Annotated in this window: 1 protein-coding gene; it reads left to right on the top strand. The window is 74.7% G+C overall.

Annotated elements, in window-relative coordinates:
• Nucleotides 1-157: 157 nt before the first annotated feature.
• Nucleotides 158-24328 carry a type I polyketide synthase gene (locus tag OG858_RS06075; protein WP_328545072.1) on the top strand — a complete coding sequence of 8057 codons (24171 nt, stop codon included), beginning with the start codon at nucleotides 158-160 and terminating at the stop codon, nucleotides 24326-24328.
• The last annotated feature ends 23 nt before the right edge of the window (nucleotides 24329-24351 follow it).

Raw genomic sequence — 24351 nt, 5'->3', positions numbered from 1 at the left:
GCCGGGGGCCGAAAAAGGATCGCGGCCCGGGTCATGCTGTCCCCACCGCACGAGGAGCACACCGCCGGCCAGGCCGCCACCGGGCGCCCGGCCGCTGCACACGGCCCCGCGCGGACACCCGTCCCATCACCGAAACCGCACACCATGGGGGCAGTCCATGACGAAGGAAGCGCAGCTTCGGGACTACCTCAAGCGGGTCACCCTCGATCTCCACAACACCCGCCGCAAACTGAGGCAGTTGGAGACCCGCGAGCAGGAGCCCGTCGCCATCGTCGGCATGAGCTGCCGTCTGCCCGGCGACGTGCGCACCCCCGACGACTTCTGGGACCTGCTGGTCTCCGGGACCGACGCGGTGACGGACTGGCCCGCCGACCGCGGCTGGCCCACGGCACCGGGGACACCGGCCGGTACCGGGGGCGGGCGTCACCGTGGCGGTTTCGTGCACGACGCGGACCGCTTCGACCCTGCCTTCTTCGGGATCTCCCCGCGCGAGGCCCTCGCCATGGACCCCCAGCAGCGCCTGCTGCTCGAAGTGGTCTGGGAGGCCTTCGAACGCGCCGGCATCGACCCCCTCACGCTGCGCGGCAGCCGCTCCGGTGTCTTCGTCGGATGCAGCGACCAGGGCTACACCTCCGGCCTGCGCGAGGTGCCCGACGACGTCCGGGGCCACCTGCTCACCGGCAACTCCATGTCCGTCCTCTCCGGCCGCGTCGCCTACGCCCTCGGCCTGGAGGGCCCCGCCGTCACCGTCGACACCGCCTGCTCCTCCTCCCTCGTCGCCCTGCACCTGGCCGCCCAGTCGCTGCGCTCCGGCGAGTGCTCCCTCGCGGTCGTCGGCGGCGTCACCGTCATGTCCAGCCCCGGCGCCTTCATCGAGTTCGACCGGCAGGGCGGCCTCGCCGGCGACGGCCGCTGCAAGGCGTTCTCCGACGACGCCGACGGCACCGGCTGGTCCGAGGGCGCCGGAACGATCGTCGTCGAGCGGCTCTCCGACGCCCGCCGCAACGGCCACCGGGTCCTCGCCGTCCTGCGCGGCAGCGCCGTCAACCAGGACGGTGCCTCCAACGGACTCACCGCCCCCAACGGACAGTCCCAGCAACGCGTCATTCTCGCCGCGCTCGCCAACGCCTCACTCGCCCCGCAGGACGTGGACGCCGTCGAGGCGCACGGCACCGGCACCAGCCTCGGCGACCCCATCGAGGCCCAGGCCCTCCTCGCCACCTACGGTCAGGGCCGTCCCGACGACCGTCCGCTGCTGCTCGGCTCCGCCAAGTCCAACATCGGCCACACCCAGGCGGCCGCGGGCGTCGTCGGCGTCATCAAGTCCGTTCTCGCCCTGCGCCACGGCGTCCTGCCGTCCACCCTGCACGCCGAACGCCCCTCCACCCACGTCGACTGGAGTGCCGGTCACGTCCGGCTGCTCACCGAGGCCGTCGACTGGCCCGGCTCCGACCACCCGCGCCGCGTCGGCGTCTCGGCCTTCGGTGTCTCCGGCACCAACGCCCACGCCATCATCGAACAGGCACCCGAACCCGCCGGTGACGAGCCCGCCCCGGATGAGGCGCCGCGTGCCGCCCTCCCCGTGCTGCCCTGGCTCCTGTCCGCCCGCGACGAGGACTCCCTGCGAGCCCAGGCACACCGCCTGACCGCTCACGTGACCGAACACCCGGACACCGACCCCTACGACCTGGCCGCCTCCCTGGCCACCACCCGCACCGCCCACCCCCACCGTGCCGTCCTTCTCGGCACCGACCGTGCCGAACTCGTCGCCGCGCTGGCAGCGTTGGCGGACGGCGACTCCGCCTCCCAGGTCACCACCGGTACCGCGGGTGAGGGCCGGACGGCGTTCCTGTTCTCCGGTCAGGGTGCGCAGCGGCCCGGGATGGGCCGGGAGTTGTACGAGGCGTTCCCCGTTTTCGCGGATGCTTTCGATGCGGTGTGTGCGCATGTCGGATCCGGGTTGCGGGATGTGGTGTTCGGTGATGACGCGGGGTTGTTGGGTCGTACGGAGTGGACGCAGCCGGCGTTGTTCGCGGTTGAGGTGGCTCTGTTCCGCCTGGTGGAGTCGTTCGGTGTGCGCCCCGACTTCGTCATCGGTCATTCGGTCGGTGAGATTGCTGCGGCGCATGTGGCGGGGGTGTTGTCGCTGGAGGATGCGTGCGCTCTGGTGGTGGCGCGTGGCCGGTTGATGCAGGAGCTGCCCTCCGGTGGGGCGATGGTGGCGGTGGAGGCCGCCGAGGACGAGGTCCTGCCTTTGCTGGATGCGGCGTTGGTGTCGGTCGCGGCGGTGAACGGTCCGCGGTCGGTGGTGATCGCCGGTGTCGAGGCTGCTGTCACGGAGGTCGCCGAGGTACTGAAGGCGCGGGGCCGACGTACCTCCCGCCTACGGGTGTCGCACGCGTTCCACTCCCCGTTGATGGAGCCGATGCTCGACGCGTTCCGTGAGGTCGCGGAGCGGGTCACCTACGGAACCCCTGCCATCCCAGTTGTGTCGAACGTGACCGGACGCCTGGCCGCCGAGGGGGAGTTGGCGTCGGCCGAGTACTGGGTAGGGCATGTCCGTCAGGCCGTTCGGTTCGCCGACGGAGTGAGCGCCCTGGCGGCCGAGGGGGTGACGCGTTTCCTGGAGATCGGCCCCGACGGCACCCTCACCGCCCTCGCCCAGAACTGCCTGTCGGACGGGCTGTTCGTCCCGCTGCTCCGCAAGGACGGTACGGAGAGCGGGACCCTGGTGACGGCCCTGGCGCGCCTGCATCTGGGTGGTGCGGCGGTGGACTGGTCCGCCTTCTTCCCCGGGGCCCGCCCGGTCGAACTGCCCACCTACGCCTTCCGACGCGACCGCTACTGGTTGGAGCGCTCCTACGCGGAGGACGGCTCGGCCGTCGCCGCCTCGGGGCCGTACCACCGCGCCGTCTGGCGCCCTGTCGTGGGCCTGCCCGAGGCGGCCCGGCTGTCCGGGCGCTGGCTGGTCCTGCGTCCCGTCTCCCTGCACGGCGACGACGGATGGGACGGCGCGCTGACGGCCGCCCTGCTCGACGCGGGCGCCGAGCCGGTCACGGTCGACCACCATCCTGGCGACGCCCGTGCCGAGTTCGCCCGGCGTATCGCCGCCACGGCCGGTGACGCCCCGCTCGCCGGCGTTCTTTCCCTGCTCGCACTGAATGGGCGAGAGGGCAGGGACGTGCCCGACGGCGTCGCCTCCACCGCCGTGCTCGTGCAGGCCCTCGGTGACGCCGGTGTCACGGCCCCGCTCTGGACACTCACCCGCGGAGCCGTCACCGCTGCGGAGGGCGATTCGGCGCCGGACCCGGACCAGGCCGCAGTCTGGGGCCTCGGCCGCGTCGCCGCTCTGGAACACCCCGACCGCTGGGGCGGCCTGATCGACCTGCCGCACACGCTTGACCGGCGGTCCACCACCCGTCTCGTCAGCCTGCTCGCCGACGGCGCGGCGGGCGGTCCGCGCGAGGACCAGGCCGCCGTCCGTACCGGCGGACTCCTCGGCCGCCGCCTCGTTCCCGCGCCGCCGCAGCCCGAGGCGGCCTGGCGGCCCACCGGAACGGTCCTGGTGACCGGCGGCACCGGTGCTCTCGGCGCCCGGGTGGCCCGCTGGGCGGCCCGGAACGGCGCCGCCCACCTGCTCCTGGTGAGCCGCACCGGCGCCCAGGCCCCGGGCGCCGACGCACTGCACGCCGAACTCCGCGAACTCGGCGCCCAAGTCACCTTCGGCGCACTCGACCTGACCGACCGAGAGGCGCTGCGGGCACTGCTCGACGCTCACCCGGTGGACGCCGTGGTCCACACGGCCGGAGTGCTTCAGGACGGGGTCCTCGACGGGCTCACCCCGCGTGCGCTGCGCACCGTCTTCGCGGCGAAGGCCGCCGGGGCACGGAACCTGGACGAGCTGACCCGGGACCGTGACCTCTCCGCCTTCGTCCTGTTCTCCTCCTTCGCCGGCACCGTCGGCTCCGCCGGACAAGCCAACTACGCCGCCGCCAACGCCGTCCTCGACGCCCTCGCCGAGCGGCGCCGGGGCGAGGGGCTGCCGGCCACATCGATCGCGTGGGGCCCGTGGGCGGGCGGCGGCATGGCAGCCGACACCGACGCCGAGGGCCGCCAGCAGCGCGGCGGCGTCGGCCTCCTCGACCCCGAACAGGCGCTCGACGCGCTGGGGGCCTGCGCCACTGACGGTCCGGCAGCGGTTCTCATAGCCGACATCGACTGGTCACGCTTCGGTCCCGCCTTCACCGCCGTCCGCCCCAGTCCGCTGCTCGCCGAGGTCTACCACGCTCCGGAGGCTCCTCAGACCGCGGCCACAGCCACCACCGGACTCCGGGCCCGCCTGGCCGGCCTCACCCCCGAGGCCCGACAGCGCGAACTGCTCACCGAGGTCCGCACCCGGGCCGCCGCCGCACTCGGCTACGACGGCCCCGCGCAGGTGGGCGCTGAGCGGGCGTTCCGTGATCTGGGTGTGGATTCGTTGATCGCGGTCGAGCTGCGCAACGTCCTGGCGGCTGCCACGGGTGCCACTCTTCCGACGACGGTGGTCTTCGACCACCCGACTCCGCTGGCGCTGGCTGCGTTCTTGTACGGAGAGCTGTTCGGGGACGAGGGTGCGGCCGCGCCGGTGGTTGCTGCGGTGGCTGTGGTCGACGAGCCGGTGGCGATCGTCGGGATGGCGTGTCGTTTCCCGGGTGGTGTGGAGTCGCCCGAGGATCTGTGGGCGATGTTGGCGGACGGCCGGGACGGCATCGGTGACTTCCCCACCGACCGTGGCTGGGACCTCGACCTCCTCTTCGCCCCGGATGCCGACAACCCCTACGCCAGCCACACCGCGCGAGGCGGTTTCCTCGACGGTGTCGGTGGTTTTGACGCGGAGTTCTTCGGAGTGTCGCCGCGTGAGGCGTTGGCGATGGATCCGCAGCAGCGGTTGCTGCTGGAGGCGTCGTGGCAGGCCGTGGAGCGGGCGGGCGTTGACCCGCGGTCGCTGCGTGGTTCGCGGGTGGGTGTGTTCGCGGGGACGAACGGTCAGGACTATCCGGCGTTGCTGAGCGTGTCGGAGGGCGACTTCGGCGGATACGTGGGCACCGGCAACGCGGCGAGTGTGGCCTCGGGCCGGGTGTCGTACGTGCTGGGCCTGGAGGGTCCGGCGGTGACCGTCGACACCGCGTGTTCGTCATCGCTGGTAGCCCTGCATCTCGCGGTGCAGTCGCTGCGGTCGGGGGAGTGCGATCTGGCGTTGGCCGGTGGTGTGACGGTGATGTCGACGCCGGGTGCGTTCGTGGAGTTCAGCCGTCAGGGGGGTCTGGCGGGTGACGGCCGGTGCAAGGCGTTCGGTGAGGGTGCGGACGGGACCGGGTGGGGTGAGGGTGCGGGTGTGCTGCTGGTGGAGCGGTTGTCGGACGCGCGCCGCAATGGTCATCGGGTTCTTGCGGTGGTGCGTGGTTCGGCGGTCAATCAGGACGGTGCGTCCAACGGGCTGACGGCGCCGAACGGTCCGGCTCAGCAGCGGGTGATCCGTGCTGCGTTGGCGGGTGCGGGGGTTGCTGCGTCCGAGGTGGATGTGGTGGAGGCGCACGGCACCGGTACCAGGCTGGGTGATCCGATCGAGGCGCAGGCGTTGCTGGCCACGTACGGCCAAGACCGGTCCGGGGGGCGGCCGTTGTGGCTGGGGTCGGTGAAGTCGAATCTGGGTCACACGCAGGCGGCCGCGGGTGTGGCCGGTGTGATCAAGATGGTTGAGGCGCTGCGGCACGGTGTGCTGCCGGCGACGTTGCACGCGGATGAGCCGTCGTCGCAGGTCGACTGGTCGTCGGGTGGCGTGGAGCTGCTGACCGGGCAGCGGCCGTGGCCTGAGGTGGGACGTGCGCGTCGTGCGGGCGTGTCGTCGTTCGGTCTGAGCGGTACCAACGCCCACGTCATCCTGGAACAGGCGCCTGCCGAGAGCGTCGAGCCGACAGAGCCGACAGAGCCGACAGAGCCCGCCGGGCTGCCCGTGATCCCATGGGTTCTGTCCGGTCGAGGTGCTCACGCTCTGCGTGCCCAGGCCGCCCGCCTGCTGGACGTCGTAAGGTCCGCGCCCGAGGCCGACCCCATGGAGATCGCCTCGGCGCTCGCCACCACGCGTACCGCGTTCGAGCACCGGGCCGTAGTCCGGGGCCGTGACCGTGCCGAACTCGTTGCTGCGCTGGCCGCGTTGGCGGACGGCGAGCCGACCCCCCATGTCGTGAGCGGGATCGCGGGCGAGGGCCGGACGGCGTTCCTGTTCTCCGGTCAGGGTGCGCAGCGGCCCGGGATGGGCCGGGAGTTGTACGAGGCGTTCCCCGTTTTCGCGGATGCCTTCGACGAGGTGTGCGCGCAGGTGGGTTCGGGGCTGCGGGACGTGGTTCTCGGTGACGACGCGGAGCGGTTGAACCGCACCGAGTGGACGCAGCCGGCGTTGTTCGCGGTCGAGGTGGCTCTGTTCCGGCTGGTGGAGTCCTTCGGGGTACGTGCGGACTTCGTGGTGGGTCATTCGGTCGGTGAGATCGCTGCCGCGCATGTGGCGGGGGTGTTGTCGCTGGAGGATGCGTGTGCCCTGGTGGTGGCGCGTGGCCGGCTGATGCAGGAGTTGCCGTCGGGTGGGGCGATGGTGGCGGTGGAGGCCGCCGAGGACGAGGTCCTGCCTTTGCTGGACCCGGCGCAGGTGTCGGTCGCGGCGGTGAACGGTCCGCGGTCGGTGGTGATCGCCGGAGCCGAGGCTGCTGTGAGCGCGGTCGCCGAGGTACTGAAGGCGCGGGGCCGACGTGTCTCGCGTCTGCGGGTGTCGCATGCCTTCCACTCCCCGCTGATGGAGCCGATGCTCGACGCCTTCCGTACCGTCGCGGAAGGGATCGCGTACGGAGCACCCGCTATCCCCGTCGTGTCGAACGTGACCGGACGCCTCGCCGCCGAGGGGGAGTTGGCGTCGGCCGAGTACTGGGTACGGCACGTCCGTCAGGCCGTTCGGTTCGCCGACGGAGTGAGCGCCCTGGCGGCCGAGGGGGTGACGCGTTTCCTGGAGATCGGCCCCGACGGAACCCTCACCGCCCTCGCCCGGACCGTGCTCGGTGACGTCGACGACGCGGTCTGCGTACCCGTCCAGCGCAAGGACCGGCCCGAGGCCGACGCGCTGACCGCCGCGCTGGCCGTGCTGCACGCCGCCGGAGTACCGGTCGGCTGGAACATGGTGCTCGGCGCGGTGCGGCCCGCCTTCCCGCTTCCCACCTACGCCTTCCAGCGCACCTGGTACTGGCCCGAACCACGGCGTGGTGCGACGGGGACGGGGACGGGTACCGGTACGGCCTCCGTGGCGACGGCCGGAGAGGCCGCGTTCTGGCAGGCCGTGGACCGTGGTGACGCCGAAGAGCTGGCCGGCGTGCTGGATCTCGACGGCACCGAACTGGAGAGCGTCGTGCCCGCGTTGACCGCGTGGCGGCGTGCCGAGGCGGAGCGGACCACCGCGGACGCCTGGCGCTATCGGGTCCGCTGGGAGCGGCTCGCCCCGGCCGTGCCCCGCACGGCCGACGGGCGGTGGCTGCTGCTGCAGGCCGACACCGGCACCGACGCCGGCACCGACGGCGACTCCGTCCTCTCCGGCATCGAGGAGTTCCTGCCGGGACTCGAACGCGTGATCTGCGCCGACCTCGGCCGCGCCGCCCTGGGCGAGGTGTTCGCCGCGGCCGTCGCCGACGGGGCGCCGATCGCCGGTGTGCTGTCCTGCCTGCCCGGTGTACAGAGCGCCCTCACCCTCGTGCAGGCATACGGCGACGCGGCGGTCGCCGCGCCGCTGTGGCTCGTGACCAGCGGTGCCGTCGCCGTGGGCGGTGGCACCGAGGCCGCCGTCGATCCACGACGGGCCGCCGTATGGGGGCTGGGCCGGGTCGCCGCGCTCGAACACCCCGACGTGTGGGGCGGACTGCTCGACCTGCCCGTCCGGCCGGACCGACGCACCCTCGCGCGGACCGTCGCCGTGCTCGCCGCCGGCGACGAGGACCAGGTCGCCGTACGCGGAACCGACGCGTACGCCCGCCGTCTGACGCCCGCTCCCGCCCCCGGCGCCACCGGCGCGTGGGCGGCTCCGGAGCGTGTCCTGATCACGGGTGGCACCGGTGCTCTCGGGGCCCGAGTCGCCCGCTGGGCCGTCGCGCGCGGTGCCCGGGAGCTGGTGCTGACCAGCCGTCGGGGTACGGACGCGCCCGGCGCCGACGACCTGCGGGGCGAACTCGTCGGGCTGGGTGCGCGGGTGACCGTGGCCGCCTGCGACATGGGGGACCGGGACACCGTGGCGCGGCTGCTGGCCGCACACCCCGTCGACGCCGTCGTGCACTGCGCGGGCGTCCTGGACGACGACGTGATCGCCTCGTACTCGCCCGACCGGCTCGCCGCCGTGCTGCGCGCCAAGGCGGACGCCGCCGACCACCTGGACGAACTGACCCGCGACAGCGGCCTGTCGGCGTTCGTGGTGTTCTCCTCCATCGCCGGCGTGTGGGGCAGCGGAGGGCAGGCCGGCTACGCCGCCGCCAACGCCCACCTGGACGCGCTCGTCGAGCGTCGGCGCGCCCGCGGCCTGGCCGCCACCTCCGTGGCCTGGGGCCCGTGGGGCGGCACCGGCATGGCCGCCGACGAGGCCGCGCAGCACCTGCTGAACCGCCGCGGCCTGCGCCCGGTCGACCCCGACGCCGCGCTGACCGCGCTCGACCGTGCCCTGACCGCCCAGGACACCACCGTCGTCGTCGCCGACGTCGACTGGGCACTGTTCGCGTCCGCGTTCACCACCGGACGCCCCAGCCCCCTGCTCGCCGCCCTGCCCGGCGCGGCCGTCGCGGCGGCGACCGACACCGCCGTCGACGCGGTCGGCGCCGCGCTGAGGGACCGGCTCGCCCCGCTCACCACCGAGGAGCGCGACGCCGCCCTGCTCGACCTGGTGCGCCGCCGGGCCGCCGCCGCGCTCGGCCACACCGACCCGGCCGCCGTCGCCGTCGGCCGGGCCTTCCGCGAGATGGGCTTCGACTCGCTGACCGCGGTCGAACTGCGCAACGCCCTCACCGCCGAGACCGGCGTCCCCCTGCCCAGCACCCTCGTCTTCGACCACCCCACGCCGCTCGCCGTCGCCGCCCGCCTGCGGGACGAGCTGTACGGGGCCGAGCGGGAGCGGCAGGAAGCCCCGGTGCGGGCGACCGACACCGACCCCGTCGTCATCGTCGGCATGGGATGCCGTCTGCCCGGCGGCATCGACGGCCCGGACCGGCTGTGGGATCTCCTCGCGGCCGGCGGTGACGCCGTCGGCGCCTTCCCCGAGGACCGCGGCTGGGACCTGACCGGCCTGCTGGAGGCCAGCGACACCCGGTCCGGGGGCTTCCTGGCGCAGGCGTCCGCGTTCGACGCCGCGTTCTTCGGCATCAGCCCCCGCGAGGCCCAGGCCCTCGACCCGCAGCAGCGGCTCGTCCTGGAGACCTCCTGGGAGGCCCTGGAACACTCCGGGATCGCCCCCACCGCGCTGAAGGGCTCCCGCACCGGCGTCTTCGTCGGAGCCGGCAGCTCCGGCTACGCCACCGGTCTGACCGAGATTCCCGAGGGGCTCGGGGGACATCTGCTGACCGGTCAGGCGGGCAGCGTGATCTCCGGCCGTATCGCCTACTCCCTCGGCCTGGAGGGCCCGGCCGTCACCGTCGACACCGCCTGTTCCTCCTCCCTGGTGGCCCTGCACCTGGCAGCGCAGTCGCTGCGCGGCGGCGAGTGCGACCTGGCGCTCGTGGGCGGCGTCACCGTCATGGCGGACCCGGGCGCGTTCGTCGAGTTCAGCCTTCAGGGCGGCCTCGCACCCGACGGCCGCTGCAAGGCGTTCTCCGACGACGCCGACGGCACCGGCTGGGCGGAGGGCGTCGGCGTACTCGTCGTGGAGCGGCTCTCCGACGCCCGCCGAGCAGGTCACCGCGTGCTGGCCGTGGTGGAGGGCTCGGCCGTCAACCAGGACGGCGCCTCCAACGGCCTCACCGCCCCCAACGGCCCCTCCCAGCAACGTGTCATCCGGCAGGCGCTGGCCTTCGCCGGGCTCTCCCCCCGGGACGTCGACGTGGTGGAGGCGCACGGCACCGGCACCACCCTCGGCGACCCCGTCGAGGCGCAGGCGCTGCTGGCGGCGTACGGCCAGGAGCGGCCCGAGGACCGGCCGCTGTGGCTCGGCTCGGTCAAGTCCAACCTGGGGCACACCCAGGCCGCGGCCGGAGCCGTCGGCATCATCAAGATGATCCTCGCCCTGCGCAACGACACCCTCCCGCGCACCCTGCACGCCGGGCAGCCCTCGTCCCGCGTCGACTGGGACAGCGGGCGGATCCGACTGCTGCACGAGGCCGTCGCCTGGCCCGCCGGCGAGAGCGTCCGCCGCGCCGGTGTCTCCGCGTTCGGCGTCTCGGGCACCAACGCCCACGTCATCCTCGCCGAACCGCCCGCGACGCCGGACGCGTCCACCGCGCCCACCCGCGGACGCGGGGACACCGACACCGACCGCACCGCCCTGCCCTGGCTGCTCGCCGCGCGCAGCGCGCCCGCCCTGCGCGACCAGGCCGGCCGGCTCCTCGCCCACCTCGAACAGCACAGCGGCCTGGACGCCGCCGACGTCGCACACGCCCTCGCGTTCACCCGCGCCCCGCTGGAGCACCGCACCGCCGTCACCGGCACCGGCCGCGACACCCTGCTGGCCGGACTCCGCGCGCTCGCCGACGGCCGGACACACCCCGCCGTCGTCACCGGAAACACCCTCACCACGGGTGGGACCGCGTTCCTGTTCGCCGGCCAGGGCACCCAGCGTCCCGGCATGGGCCGCGGCCTGTACCAGGCGTTCCCCGCTTACGCCGACGCCTTCGACGCCGTCTGCGGCCACTTCGACGGACTGCTGCCGCGCCCGCTCGTCGAGGTCGTGCACGGGGACGACGCCGACACCCTGAACCGCACCGAGTACGCCCAGCCCGCCCTGTTCGCCGCCGAGGTCGCCCTCTTCCGGCTCCTGGAGTCGTTCGGGGTGCGCCCCACCCACCTTCTCGGCCACTCCGTCGGCGAGATCGCCGCCGCCCACGTGGCCGGGGTGCTCACCCTCCCCGACGCCTGCCGCCTGGTCGCCGCCCGCGGCCGGCTGATGCAGGCACTGCCCGAGGGCGGCGCGATGATCGCCCTCCAGGCAGCCGAGGACGAAGTGCTGCCGCTGCTCGCCGGACGCGAGGACGTCCTTGGCGTGGCCGCCGTCAACGGCCCCCGCTCCGTGGTCGTCTCCGGTGACGAGGACGCCGCGCTCGCGGTCGCCGCCCACTTCGCCGCACAGGGCCGCAAGACCACCCGTCTGCGGGTCAGCCACGCCTTCCACTCCCCGCGCATGGACGCCATGCTGGACGACTTCCGGGCCGTCGCCGCCGCCGTCGAGTACGCCGAGCCGCGCATCCCGGTCGTCTCCGACCTCACCGGCCGCCTCGCCGGGCCCGGCGACCTCACCGACCCGGAATACTGGGTACGGCACGTGCGGCATGCCGTACGGTTCGCCGACGGCGTCACCGCCCTGGAGGAACGCGGCGTCGTCCGCCTCCTCGAACTCGGCCCCGACACCACCCTGACCGCCCTCGCCCAGGGCGGCTGGCAGGGCACCGCCCCACTCGCCGTGCCCACCCTGCGCGAGGACCGCGACGAGGCGGAGACGCTGCTGGCCGCCGTCGGCGCCCTGCACGCCCACGGCGCACCCGTCGACTGGCACGCCGTGCTCGCCGCCACCGCCCCCGGCGCCCGCCCGGTGGACCTGCCCACCTACGCCTTCCAGCACCACCCCTACTGGATCGAGACCACCCCCTCCACGGGTGATCCGGCCGCCGCCGGACTCGTCGCCGCCGGTCATCCGCTGCTCGGCGCGGTCGTCCCGTCCGCCGTGGACGACACCCTGCTGCTCACCGGCCGCCTCACCGCCCGCACCACGGGCTGGCTCGCCGCGCACCGCCTCGGCGGCACGGCCGTCGTCCCGAGCACCGCCTTCCTCGAACTCGCCCTGGCCGCCGGCGCCCACGCCGCCCGCCCGCAGATCCGCGAACTCGTCCTGGAACGCCCGCTGGCCCTGCCCGAGCACGACGGAGTCGCCCTGCAACTGCGCGTCGAGGCACCCGACGCGCGCGGCGACCGTGCCTTCGCCGTGCACGCCCGCCCCGCGGCCGACGCCGGCGCCGAGTGGACCCGGCACGCCGCCGGCGTCCTCACCGCCGAGACCGGACCGGACCCGGCCCACGACCTCACGGCCTGGCCGCCGCCGGGTGCGGAGGAGATCGCCACCGACGGCCTCTACGTCCGCCTGCGCGAGGCCGGACTCGACTACGGGCCCGTCTTCCAGGGCCTGCTGGCCGCCTGGCAGGACGACACCGCCGTGTACGCCGAGGTCGCGCTCCCCGAGTCCGCCTCCGCCGACGCCGCCCGCCACGACCTGCACCCGGCGCTTCTGGACGCCGCCCTGCACCCGCTGGGCCTCGGCGCGTTCGACGGCCTCGGCGACGGGCGCATGCTGTTCTCCGCCGGCCCGGTCCGACTGTTCGCCACCGGCGCCACCACCCTGCGCGTCCGTCTGGAGCGCACCGGCCCCGACACCCTCGCCCTCACCGCCGCCGACGCGGTCGGCGAACCCGTCCTGGCCATCGGCTCCCTGCTGCTGCGTCCGGTTCCCGGCGCGCCCCTCACGCCCGCAGCCGCGCCGGTGACCACCGGTGACTCGGCAGCGGCGCCCGCCGAGCAGGTCCGCCGCCGCGCCGCCCGCACCCAGCCGCCCGGCAGCCTCCTGGAACGCCTGGCCGGCCGGCCCGCCGCGGAACGCGAACGCGTCCTGCTCACCACCGTCCGCGACCGTGTCGCCGCCGTGCTCGGACACGCCGGCCCCGACGACGTCGAACCGGCCCTGCCCTTCACCGACCTCGGCCTCACCTCCCTGACCGCGGTCGAACTGCGCAACGGGCTCAGCACCGCCCTCGGCGTCACCCTGCCCGCCACCCTCGTCTTCGACCACCCGACCCCGGCCGTACTGGCCCGGCACCTCGCCGACGACCTGTTCGGCACCGCCGGCGACGGCACCCCCGTCGCCGCCCGCCGCGCCGTCGACGACGACCCGATCGCCGTCGTCGGCATGGCCTGCCGCTACCCCGGCGGCATCGCCGGACCCGAGGACCTGTGGGACCTGGTGCGCGCCGGAGCCGACGGCATCTCGCCGCTGCCCACCGACCGCAACTGGAGCCCCGAGCGGCTCTACCACCCCGACCCCGACCACCCCGGCACCGTCTACACCCGGGAAGGCGGCTTCCTGCACGACGCCAGCCGCTTCGACCCCGCGTTCTTCAGCATCTCGCCCCGCGAGGCCCTCGCCATGGACCCCCAGCAGCGCCTGCTCCTGGAGGTCTCCTGGGAGGCCCTGGAACGCGCGGGCGTCGACCCGGCCGCGGCCCGCGGCTCCGCCACGGGCGTCTTCGCCGGCGTCACCTACCAGGACTACGTGACGATCCTCGCGGCCTCCGACGACAACTTCGAGGGCTACGTCGGCACCGGCAACTCGCCCAGCGTCCTGTCCGGCCGCATCTCCTACGCGCTCGGCCTGGAGGGCCCGGCCGTCTCCGTCGACACCGCCTGCTCCTCCTCCCTCGTCGCCCTGCACCTCGCCGCGCAGTCCCTGCGCCAGGGCGAGTGCGAACTCGCCCTGGCCGGCGGCGTCACCGTGATGTCGACGCCGGGCTCCCTCATCGAGTTCAGCAGGCAGCGTGCGCTTGCCGAGGACGGCCGCTGCAAGCCCTTCTCCGCGGACGCCGACGGCGCCAGCTGGGCCGAGGGCGTCGGCATGATCGTCCTCGAACGGCTCTCCGACGCCCGCCGCCACGGCCACCAGGTACTCGCCGTCATCCGCGGCTCCGCCCTCAACCAGGACGGCGCCTCCAACGGCCTGACCGCCCCCAACGGCCCCTCGCAGCAGCGCGTCATCCGGCAGGCCCTCGCGACCGCCGGGCTCTCCCCGCAGGACGTGGACGCCGTCGAGGCGCACGGCACCGGAACCACCCTCGGCGACCCCATCGAGGCCCAGGCCCTCCTCGCCGCCTACGGCCAGGACCGCGCCGAGGACCGGCCGCTGTGGCTCGGCTCCCTGAAGTCCAACATCGGGCACAGCCAGGCCGCCGCCGGCGTCGGCGGCGTCATCAAGATGGTGATGGCCCTGCGCGAAGGCGTCCTGCCCCGCACCCTGTACGCCGACAACCCCACGCCGCACGTCGACTGGACCGCCGGACACGTGCGCCTGCTCACCGAGGAACGCCCCTGGCCCGACACCGGCCGCGCCCACCGCGCCGGAGTCTCCTCCTTCGGCATGAGCGGCACCAACGCCCACGTCATCGTCGAACAGGCCCCCGACACCCCCGACCGGCCCGCCGCGCGGGCCGCGCTGCCCGCCGTACCCGTGGTGCTCTCCGCCCGCACCCCCGCCGCGCTGCGCGCCCAGGCCGCCCGGCTCCGCGCCCACCTGCGCGCCCGGCCCGGCACACCGCTCACCGACCTCGCCTACACCCTCGCCGTCGGCCGGGCCGCCCTCACCCACCGGGCCGCCGTCCTCGCCGACGACGTCACCCGCCTCGACGAGACCCTCTCCGCACTCGCCGCCGACGGACCGCTCACCGCGCCCGCCCTGGTCGCCGACGCCGTGCCGGGCGGCGCCGAACCCGTCCTCGTCTTCCCCGGACAGGGCGCCCAGTGGGCCGGTATGGCCCGCGAACTCCTCGCGGAGTCAACCGTGTTCGCCGACTGGATCGACCGCTGCGAACGGGCACTGGCCCCGCACGTCGACTGGTCGCTGAGCGCCGTGCTGCGCGGCGACGCCGACGCCGCCGACCTCGCCCGCGTCGATGTCGTCCAGCCCGCCCTGTGGGCCGTCATGGTCGCCACCGCCGCTCTGTGGCGCGCCCACGGCGTACGCCCGGCGGCCGTCGTCGGCCACTCCCAGGGCGAGATCGCCGCCGCCTGCGCCGCCGGAGCGCTCACCCTGGAGGACGGCGCCCGCGTCGTCGCCCTGCGCAGCCGCGCCATCACCCGCATCGCCGGAACCGGCGGCATGATGTCCGTGCCGCTGTCCGCCGAGGACACCCGCGCCCGCATGGCGCCCTGGGCGGACCGCCTGGCCGTCGCAGCCGTCAACGGGCCCGCCACCGTCGTCGTCTCCGGCGAGGCCGAGGCCCTGGACGAACTGCACGCCGCCCTCACCGCGGACGGCATCCGCGCCCGCAAGGTCGACGTCGACTACGGTTCGCACTCCGCGCAGGTCGAGGCCATCCGGGACACCGTCCTCGATGCCCTGGACGGCATCACCCCGCGCGACGCGGAGATCCCCTTCCGCTCCTCCCTCACCGGCGACTGGCAGGACACCACCGGGCTCGACGCCACCTACTGGTACACCAACCTGCGCGAGACCGTCCGCTTCGAGGAGGCCGTACAAGGCCTGATCGCCGCCGGCCACCGCACCTTCGTCGAGGTCGGCCCGCACCCCGTGCTCGCCGTCGGGCTGCGCGACACCCTCGACGCGGCCGGCGTGGACGGTGCCGTCCTCGGCTCCCTCCGCCGCGACCAGGGCGGCCTCAGGCAGTTCCTCACCGCGCTCGCCGAAGCTCACGCGCACGGCGTCGACATCGACTTCGAGACGGTCTTCGGCGGCACCGGCGCCGCCCGTACCGACCTGCCCACCTACCCGTTCGAGCACCAGCGCTACTGGCCCACCCTCCGTGAGACCGCCGCGGCCGGTCACGCCGACGGCGCGCCCGACACGGACTCCGTCGAGGCCCGTTTCTGGGAGACCGTCGAGCAGGAGGACCTCCAGAGCCTCAGCGACGCCTTGGACCTGGCCGCCGACGCCCCCCTCAGCAGCGTCCTGCCCGCCCTGTCGAACTGGCGGCGCACCCAGCGCGAACGCGCCACCACCGACGCCTGGCGCTACCGCGTCGCGTTCAGCCCCCTCACCCCCGGCCCGGCCACCCTCACCGGCACCTGGCTGCTCCTCGCCCCCGCCGACACCACCGGGCACGCCCGCACTGCCGACGCCGTCGCCGACGCACTCTCCGCAGGCGGCGCACGCACCGTCCGGCTGATCACCGTGCCCGACGGCGCCCTCGACCGCGCCGCCCTCGCCGGCCTGCTCGCCACCGACGAGGACGCCGTACGCCCCGCGGGTGTGCTCTCCCTCCTCGCTCTCGACACCCGCGCGCACCCCGACCATCCGGCCGTCCCCGTCGGGCTCGCCGGAACCCTCGCCCTGGTCCAGGCCCTCGGCGACCTCGGCCTCGACGCCCCCCTGTGGTGCGCCACCCGAGGCGCCGTGGCCGTCGGTGGCGCCGACCCCGCGCCGGACCCCGCCCAGGCCCTCGTCTGGGGCTTCGGCCGGGTCGCCGCCCTGGAGCACTCCGACCGCTGGGGCGGCCTCATCGACCTGCCCGCCGACCTCGACGCCCGCAGTGCCACCCGCCTCGCCACCGTTCTCGCCGATCCCGGCCAGGAGGACCAGATCGCGCTGCGCGCCACCGGCGCCCACGGCCGCCGCCTGGTCCACGCCCCCGGCGCCGACGTCCCCGCCGAGACCTGGCGGCCCCGCGGCACGGTCCTCGTCACCGGCGGCACCGGCGCCCTCGGCGGTCATGTCGCCCGCTGGCTCGCCGACCGCGGCGCCACCCACCTGGTGCTGGCCGGCCGCCGCGGCGCCGACGCGCCCGGCGCCACCGGCCTGCGCGACGAACTCGCCGCCCGCGGCGTCGACGTCACCCTCGCCGCCTGCGACGTGTCCGACCGCGCCGACCTCGCCCGACTGCTCGCGGGCGTGCCCGCCGACCGGCCCCTCGACGCCGTGTTCCACGCGGCCGGGTCCCTCGACGACGGCGTCATCGACTCACTCACCCCCGGCCGCATGGACCCCGTCCTGCGCGGCAAGGCCACCGCCGCCCGCGCCCTGCACGAGCTCACCCGGGACCTCGACCTCTCCGCCTTCGTGCTGTTCTCCTCCACCGCGGGCGTCCTCAGCGGCGCGGGCCTCGGCAACTACGCCCCCGGCAACGCCTACCTCGACGCCCTCGCCGCCGAACGCCGCGCCGCCGGACTGCCTGCCACCGCCGTCTCCTGGGGACTGTGGGCCGACGGCGGCATGGTCGGCGACGCGGCCGGCGACCGCATGCGGCGCCACGGAGTCCACCCCATGGACACCGCCGCAGCCTGCGAGGCCCTCGGCCACGCCCTCGACCTCGGCGACACCCACGTCGTCGTCACCGACCTGCGCTGGGACACCTACGCCCCGTCCTTCACCGCGCCCCGCCCCAGCCACCTGCTGGACGAACTGCCCGCCGCCCGCCGGGCGCTGGACACCACGCGCCAGGACAGCGCGTCCGCCACCGCCGACGCCTCATCGCTCCACACCCACCTGGCCGCCCTGCCCGACTACGAACGGGCCGGAGCCGTCCTGGAGATCGTGCGCGGCCATGTAGCGGGCGTCCTCGGCTACCCCGCCGCCGACGCCGTCGAACCGGAACGCCCCTTCACCGACCTGGGCATCGACTCGCTCAGCGCCGTCGAACTGCGCAACGGCATGAACCGCATCACCGGCCTGCGCCTGCCCAGCACCCTCGTCTTCGACCACCCCAACTGCCGCGCCCTCGCCGACTTCCTGCTCGCCGAGGTCGCCGCCGACACCGTGCCCGCCACCCCGGACGACACCCCACGCCGCTCCGCCGCCCTCGACGACGACATCGCCATCGTCGCCATGGGCTGCCGCTTCCCCGGCGACATCCGCACCCCCGAACAACTGTGGCGGATGCTCCTGGAAGGCGAGGAGGGCCTGGTGCCCTTCCCCGAGGACCGCGGCTGGGACCTCGACACCCTCTACGACCCCGACCCCGGCAAGGTCGGCACCGTCTACACCCGGACCGGTGGATTCCTCAGCGACGCGGGCGGGTTCGACCCGGCGTTCTTCAACATCTCGCCACGTGAGGCCGTCGCCATGGATCCGCAGCAGCGTCTGCTGCTGGAGATGGCCTGGGAGACGTTCGAGCGGGCGGGCATCGACCCGCGTGCGCTGCGCGGCAGCCGCACCGGCGTCTTCGCCGGCACCAACGGGCAGGACTACACCGGCATGCTCGCCGCCTCCGGCGAGGACTTCGAGGGCTACATGCTGACCGGCAACGCCGCCAGCGTCGTCTCCGGCCGGTTGTCGTACACCTTCGGTCTGGAGGGCCCGGCGGTCACCGTCGACACGGCCTGCTCCGCCTCCCTGGTGGCCCTCCACCTGGCCGCGCAGTCGCTGCGCAGCGGCGAGTGCGACCTCGCCCTCGCCGGCGGCATCACCGTCATGGCCTCACCCGGTCTGTTCGTGGACTTCAGTCGTCAGCGGGGGTTGGCGGCGGATGGTCGGTGCAAGGCGTTCGCTGATGCGGCGGACGGGACGGGGTTCTCGGAGGGTGGTGGTCTGTTGCTGGTGGAGCGGTTGTCGGATGCGCGGCGGAACGGCCATCCGGTGTTGGCGGTGGTGCGTGGTTCGGCGGTGAATCAGGATGGTGCGTCGAATGGTTTGAGTGCGCCGAACGGTCCGGCTCAGCAGCGGGTGATTCGTGCGGCTCTGGTGGATGCGGGGGTTGCTGCGTCCGAGGTGGATGTGGTGGAGGCGCACGGTACGGGGACGCGGTTGGGTGATCCGATCGAGGCGCAGGCGTTGCTGGCCACGTATGGCCGGGAGCGGGCCGGGGGACAGCCGTTGTGGCTGGGGTCGGTGAAGTCGAATGTGGGTCACACGCAGGCGGGTGCGGGTGTCGCGGGTGTGATGAAGATGGTGCTGGCGATGCGGAATGGCATGTTGCCGGCGACGTTGCATGTGGATGCGCCCTCGTCGCACGTCGACTGGTCGTCGGGCGGGGTGGAACTGCTGACTCAGGCGCGTGAGTGGCCGGAGGTGGTGGAGCGTCCGCGTCGTGCGGGTGTGTCGTCGTTCGGTATCAGTGGGACGAACGCGCATGTGGTGCTGGAGGCCGTTCCGGTGACCGAGGAGATCGTGACCGAGGAGTCGGTGGCGGAGGAGTCGGTGACCGAGGAGTCGGTGGCGGAGGAGTCGGGCGGGGTGCCGGGTGGTGGTGGTCCGGTGCCGTGGGTGGTCAGTGCCCGCAGCCGGGACGCGCTGCGCGCCCAGGCCGCACAACTCCTCGACCACATAGGTGAGTTCACCGACCTCACCCCCGCGGACCTCGGCCTCTCCCTCACCGCGACCCGCGCCGCGTTCGAGCACCGCGCCGTCGTCCTCGGCGCCGACCGCGCCGCGCTGACCGACGGGCTGCGGTTGCTCGCCACCGGCGAGATCGGCCCGCACACGGTCACCGGCGTCCAACGCGGCGAAGGCAAGACCGCCTTCCTCTTCTCCGGTCAGGGCGCCCAGCGCCCGGGGATGGGCCGCGGCCTGTACGAGGCCTTCCCCGTCTACGCGGACGCCTTCGACGCGGTCTGCGCCCATCTCGGCGACGACCTGCGCGGACTCGTGTTCGGCGACGACGCCGAGCTGCTGAACCGCACCGAGCACGCCCAGCCCGCCCTCTTCGCCTTCGAGGTCGCCCTCTACCGCCTGCTGGAATCCTGGGGCGTACGGCCCGACTTCGTCGCCGGGCACTCCGTCGGCGAGATCGCCGCCGCCCACATCGCCGGCGTGATGTCGCTCCAGGACGCCTGCGCCCTCGTCGCCGCCCGCGGCCGCCTGATGCAGGAACTGCCAGCCGGCGGCGCCATGTTCGCCGTGGAGGCGGCCGAGGACGACGTACGGCCGCTGCTGGAGGGCCACCCGGACGCGGGCATCGCCGCCGTCAACGGGCCGCGCTCCGTGGTGGTCTCCGGCACCGAGGACGTGGTCGCCGGCATCGCCGCGCGGCTCGCCGCCGACGGGCGCCGCACCACCAGGCTGCGGGTCAGCCACGCCTTCCACTCACCGCTCATGGAGCCCATGCTCGACGCCTTCCGCGAGGTCGCCGCGAGCATCTCCTACGCCCCGCCGCGCATGGCCGTCGTCTCCAACGTCACCGGGCGCGGCGCCGCCCCCGGCGAGCTGGAGGACCCGGAGTACTGGGTGCGGCACGTGCGGGAGGCGGTCCGCTTCGCGGACGGCGTCGGCTGGCTCGCCGCGCACGGCGTCGGCCGGTTCGTGGAGGTCGGCCCCGACGGCACCCTGACCGCCATGGCGCAGAGCTGCCCGACGGACGACGAGCACACCCTGTTCGTGCCGTCGCTGCGCAAGGACCGCGACGAGCGCGAGACGCTCCTGGACGCCGTCGCCCGCGCCTTCGCCCACGGCGTGCCTGTGGAGTGGCCCCGCCTCTTCGACGGCACCGGCGCCCGCACCGCCGAGTTGCCCACCTACCCCTTCCAGCGCCGCCGGTACTGGCCGAAGCCGCCCGTGCTGCTCGGTGACGTCACCGCCGCGGGCCTCGGCACCAGCGGTCACCCACTGCTCGGCGCGGCCGTGGAGCTGGCCGACGGCGCCACCCACGTGTTCACCGGCCGTTTCTCGCTGGGCTCCCACTCCTGGCTGAAGGACCACGCCCTCACCAGCACCGCCCTGTTCCCGGCGACCGGCTTCCTCGACCTGGCCCTGCACGCGGGCGCCCGCACCGGCTGCGAGCAGGTCGCCGAGCTGACGATCCTGGCCCCGCTCACCCTGCCCGCGCACGGCGGGGTGCAGGTCCAGGTCCGCGTCGAGGAACCCGACGCCACCGGGGCCCGCCCGCTGACCGTGCACGGCCGCCCCGACGACGCCGAACCCGGCACACCATGGACCCTGCACGCCGGCGGCCTGCTCACGGTCGCCACCGAAACGGCGGCCACCGAAACGGCCGCCACCCCCTATGACTTCACCGCCTGGCCGCCCGAGGGCGGTGAGGAAGTGCCGCTCGATGGCTTCTACGAGGCGTTCGCCGACCGCGGCCACCTCTACGGCCCGCTGTTCCAGGGCCTGACCCGGGTCTGGACACGCGGCGAGGAGGTCTTCGCCGAGGTCGAGCTGCCCGCCGACGCCGCCCCCGCGGCCGACGCCTTCGACCTGCACCCGGCACTGCTCGACGCCGCGCTGCACGCGGTGATGTTCGTGCCGATGAAGGACGCCGGACGGCTGCCTTTCTCCTGGAGCGACGTGCGCCTCGACGCCGTCGGCGCGTCCGCGCTGCGGCTGCGGATGGTCCAGGAGGGCCCGGAGGCCGTCGGCCTCGCCCTCGCCGACCCGGCGGGCCGTCCGGTCGCCTCCGTCGGCTCGCTCACCCTGCGCGAACTCAGCGGCGACCTCGCCGGCTCCACCGTCGGCGCGCCCGGCAACCGGGGCCTGTACGAACTGGACTGGCGTCCCGTCACCCCCGGCGACTCCGAAACGCCCGCCCCGTCGACGGTGACGGTCGTCGGCGCGGACGAGGCCGACGAACTGGCCGCCGCCCTGCGCGCCGCCGGGCACACCGCGCGGTCCGTACCCGGCCTGGACGCCCTTGCGGACGCCGACGAGGTGCCCGACACCCTCCTGTACGCCGTGCCGCTCGTGGCCGCGACGGGCGAGGGGACCGTGGGCGGCACCCTCGCCGACGCTGCCCGAACCACCGCCGGCGAGGTGCTGGCCCTCCTCCAGCGGTGGGTGGACGACCCGGCGTTCGCGCACGCCCGGCTCGCCGTCGTGACACGCGGCGCCGTCCCGGCCGGTCCCCGGCCCGCGGACCCGGCGCAGGCGGCGGTCTGGGGTCTGGTGCGGGCCGCCCGCACCGAGAACCCCGGCCGGTTCGTCCTCGCCGACACCGACGGCACCGACGCCTCCACGGCGGCGCTGCCCGCCGCACTCGACGACACCGCGTTCGAACTCGCCGTACAGGACGGCACGGTGACCGTGCCGCACATCGTGCCGCTCGACGCCGGCCGGACCCTCGTCCCGCCGGCCGGCGCGGACACCTGGCGGCTCGCGGTGGAGCGGCAGGGCACGCTGGAGGGGCTGCGGCTCGCGCCCTGCCCGGAGGTCACCGCCCCGCTCGCCCCGAACGAGGTGCGCCTCTCGCTGCGCGCGGCCGGCGTCAACTTCCGCGACGTCCTCACCACGCTCGGCATGTACCCCGGTGACGCCACCGGGATCGGTCTGGAGGGCGCGGGCGTCGTCACCGAGGTAGGCGCCGACGTCACCGGTCTCGCCCCCGGCGACCGGGTGATGGGCATGTTCGCCGGAGCCTTCGGGCCCGTCGCCGTCGCCGACGCCCGCATGGTCGCGCGGATCCCGAAGGGCTGGAGCTTCGCGGAGGCCGCCACCGTCCCGATCGTGTACCTCACCGCGTACTACGCGCTGGTCGACCTCGGCGGGCTGAAGCCCGGCGAGAACGTCCTCGTGCACGCCGCGGCCGGAGGCGTCGGATCGGCCGCCGTGCAGCTCGCCCGCCACCTCGGCGCCGTGGTCCACGGGACCGCGTCGCCCGCCAAGTGGGACGCGCTGCGGGCCGCGGGACTCGACGACGCCCGCCTCGCCTCGTCCCGCGACCTCGGGTTCGAGCAACGGCTGCTCGACGCGACCGAGGGCCGCGGCTTCGACGTCGTCCTCGACTCGCTGGCCCGGGAGTTCGTGGACGCCTCGCTGCGGCTGCTGCCGCGCGGCGGCCGGTTCCTGGAGATGGGCAAGACCGACGTCCGCGACCCCGCCCGGGTCGCCGCCGACCACCCGGGCGTCGACTACCGCGCCTTCGACCTGGTCGAGGCCGGACCCGACCGGATCGGCGAGATGCTCGCCGTCCTCGTGGACCTCTTCGACCGCGGCGCCCTCAAGCCGCTGCCGATGGCCGTGTGGGACGTCCGCCGCGCACCGGAGGCGTTCCGCTTCCTCAGCCAGGCCCGGCACATCGGCAAGGTCGTCCTGACCCTGCCGGCCGCGCCGGACCCCGCGGGCACCGTGCTGCTCACCGGCGGGCTCGGCGGGCTCGGCCGGATCACCGCCCGCCATCTCGTCGCCGAGCACGGCGTACGGCATCTGCTGATCGCCGGGCGGCGCGGCCCCGACTCGCCGCAGGCGGCCGCACTGCGGGCCGAACTCGCCGCCCTGGGCGCCGAGGTCACCGTCATCGCCTGCGACATCGCCGACCGCACCGCGCTCGCCTCGCTCCTCGCGGGCATTCCCGCCGACCGGCCGCTGACCGCCGTGGTGCACTCCGCCGGCGTCCTCGCGGACGGCGTGCTGTCCTCGATGTCACCCCAGCGGCTCGATGAGGCGCTGCGCCCGAAGGCCGACGCGGTGGCCGCCCTGCACGACCTCACCCGCGACCTCGACCTCGCCCGGTTCGTGGTCTTCTCCTCGGTCGCCGGAACCTTCGGCGGCGCCGGACAGGCCAACTACTCGGCCGCCAACGCGTTCCTGGACGCCTTCGCCCACCACCGGCGCGCCCAGGGTCTGCCCGCGGTGTCCCTCGCCTGGGGCACCTGGCTGCCGGACGCCGGCATGACCGGGGAGCTCAGCGACGCCGACCGCGAACGCCACGCCCGTACCGGCATGGTGCCGCTCGACGCCGGTGAGGGCATGCGTCTCCTTGACGCCGCCGCAAACTCCGACCGGGCCGCGCTGCTGCCGATGGACATCGACCCGGCCGCCCTGCGCGAACACCACGACGTCCTGCCGGTGCTGCTGCGCGGCCTGGTACGCACCCCCGCCCGACGCCGGGCCCAGGCCGCCGTGGGAGCGGCGCCCGCAGCGCAGGCCCCGCAGCCGCTCGCCGAACGGCTGGCACCGTTGCCCGCCGCCGACCGCGAGCACCTGCTCCTGGACGTGGTCGCCGAACAGGCCGCGGCCGTCCTCGGACACGGCTCGGCCGCCGACATCGACCCCGAGCAGACCTTCAAGGAACTGGGCTTCGACTCCCTGACCGCGGTCGAGCTGCGCAACCGGCTCGGCGCGGCCACCGGCCTGCGACTGCCCGCCACCCTGGTCTTCGACTACCCGACCGCCCTCGCCCAGGTCCGTTACCTGCTCGGCGAGCTGTCCCTGCCGGAACCTCCCGGCACCACGCAGGCCCTGCTCGGCGAGATGGACCGCCTGGAGAGCGCGCTGCTCGACTCGGACGTGGCCGGCGAGGACCGGGAGAAGGTCTCCGCCCGGCTGCGTGAGCTGCTCTCCCGCTGGCAGGGCGAGCCCGTCACCCCGGCCGGTACCCCCGCCGGACAAGCCGACACCCCCGCTGGACAGGACGACGAGGAACTGGCCCTGGCCGAGACCGCGGGCGACCTCTTCGACCTGATCGACCGAGAGCTGGGGGACGCGTGAGCACCCCGCCGGTCCCGCACGCC

Origin of the sequence: Streptomyces europaeiscabiei (assembly GCF_036346855.1) — a bacterium.
Lineage (GTDB): Bacteria > Actinomycetota > Actinomycetes > Streptomycetales > Streptomycetaceae > Streptomyces > Streptomyces europaeiscabiei.
This window is presented reverse-complemented; position numbering and strand designations above follow the sequence as displayed.

What these genes read in the sequence shown, in the direction of transcription:
- OG858_RS06075 (WP_328545072.1), top strand. Translation starts at nt 158, where the DNA reads ATGACGAAGGAAGCGCAGCTTCGGGACTACCTCAAGCGGGTCACCCTC.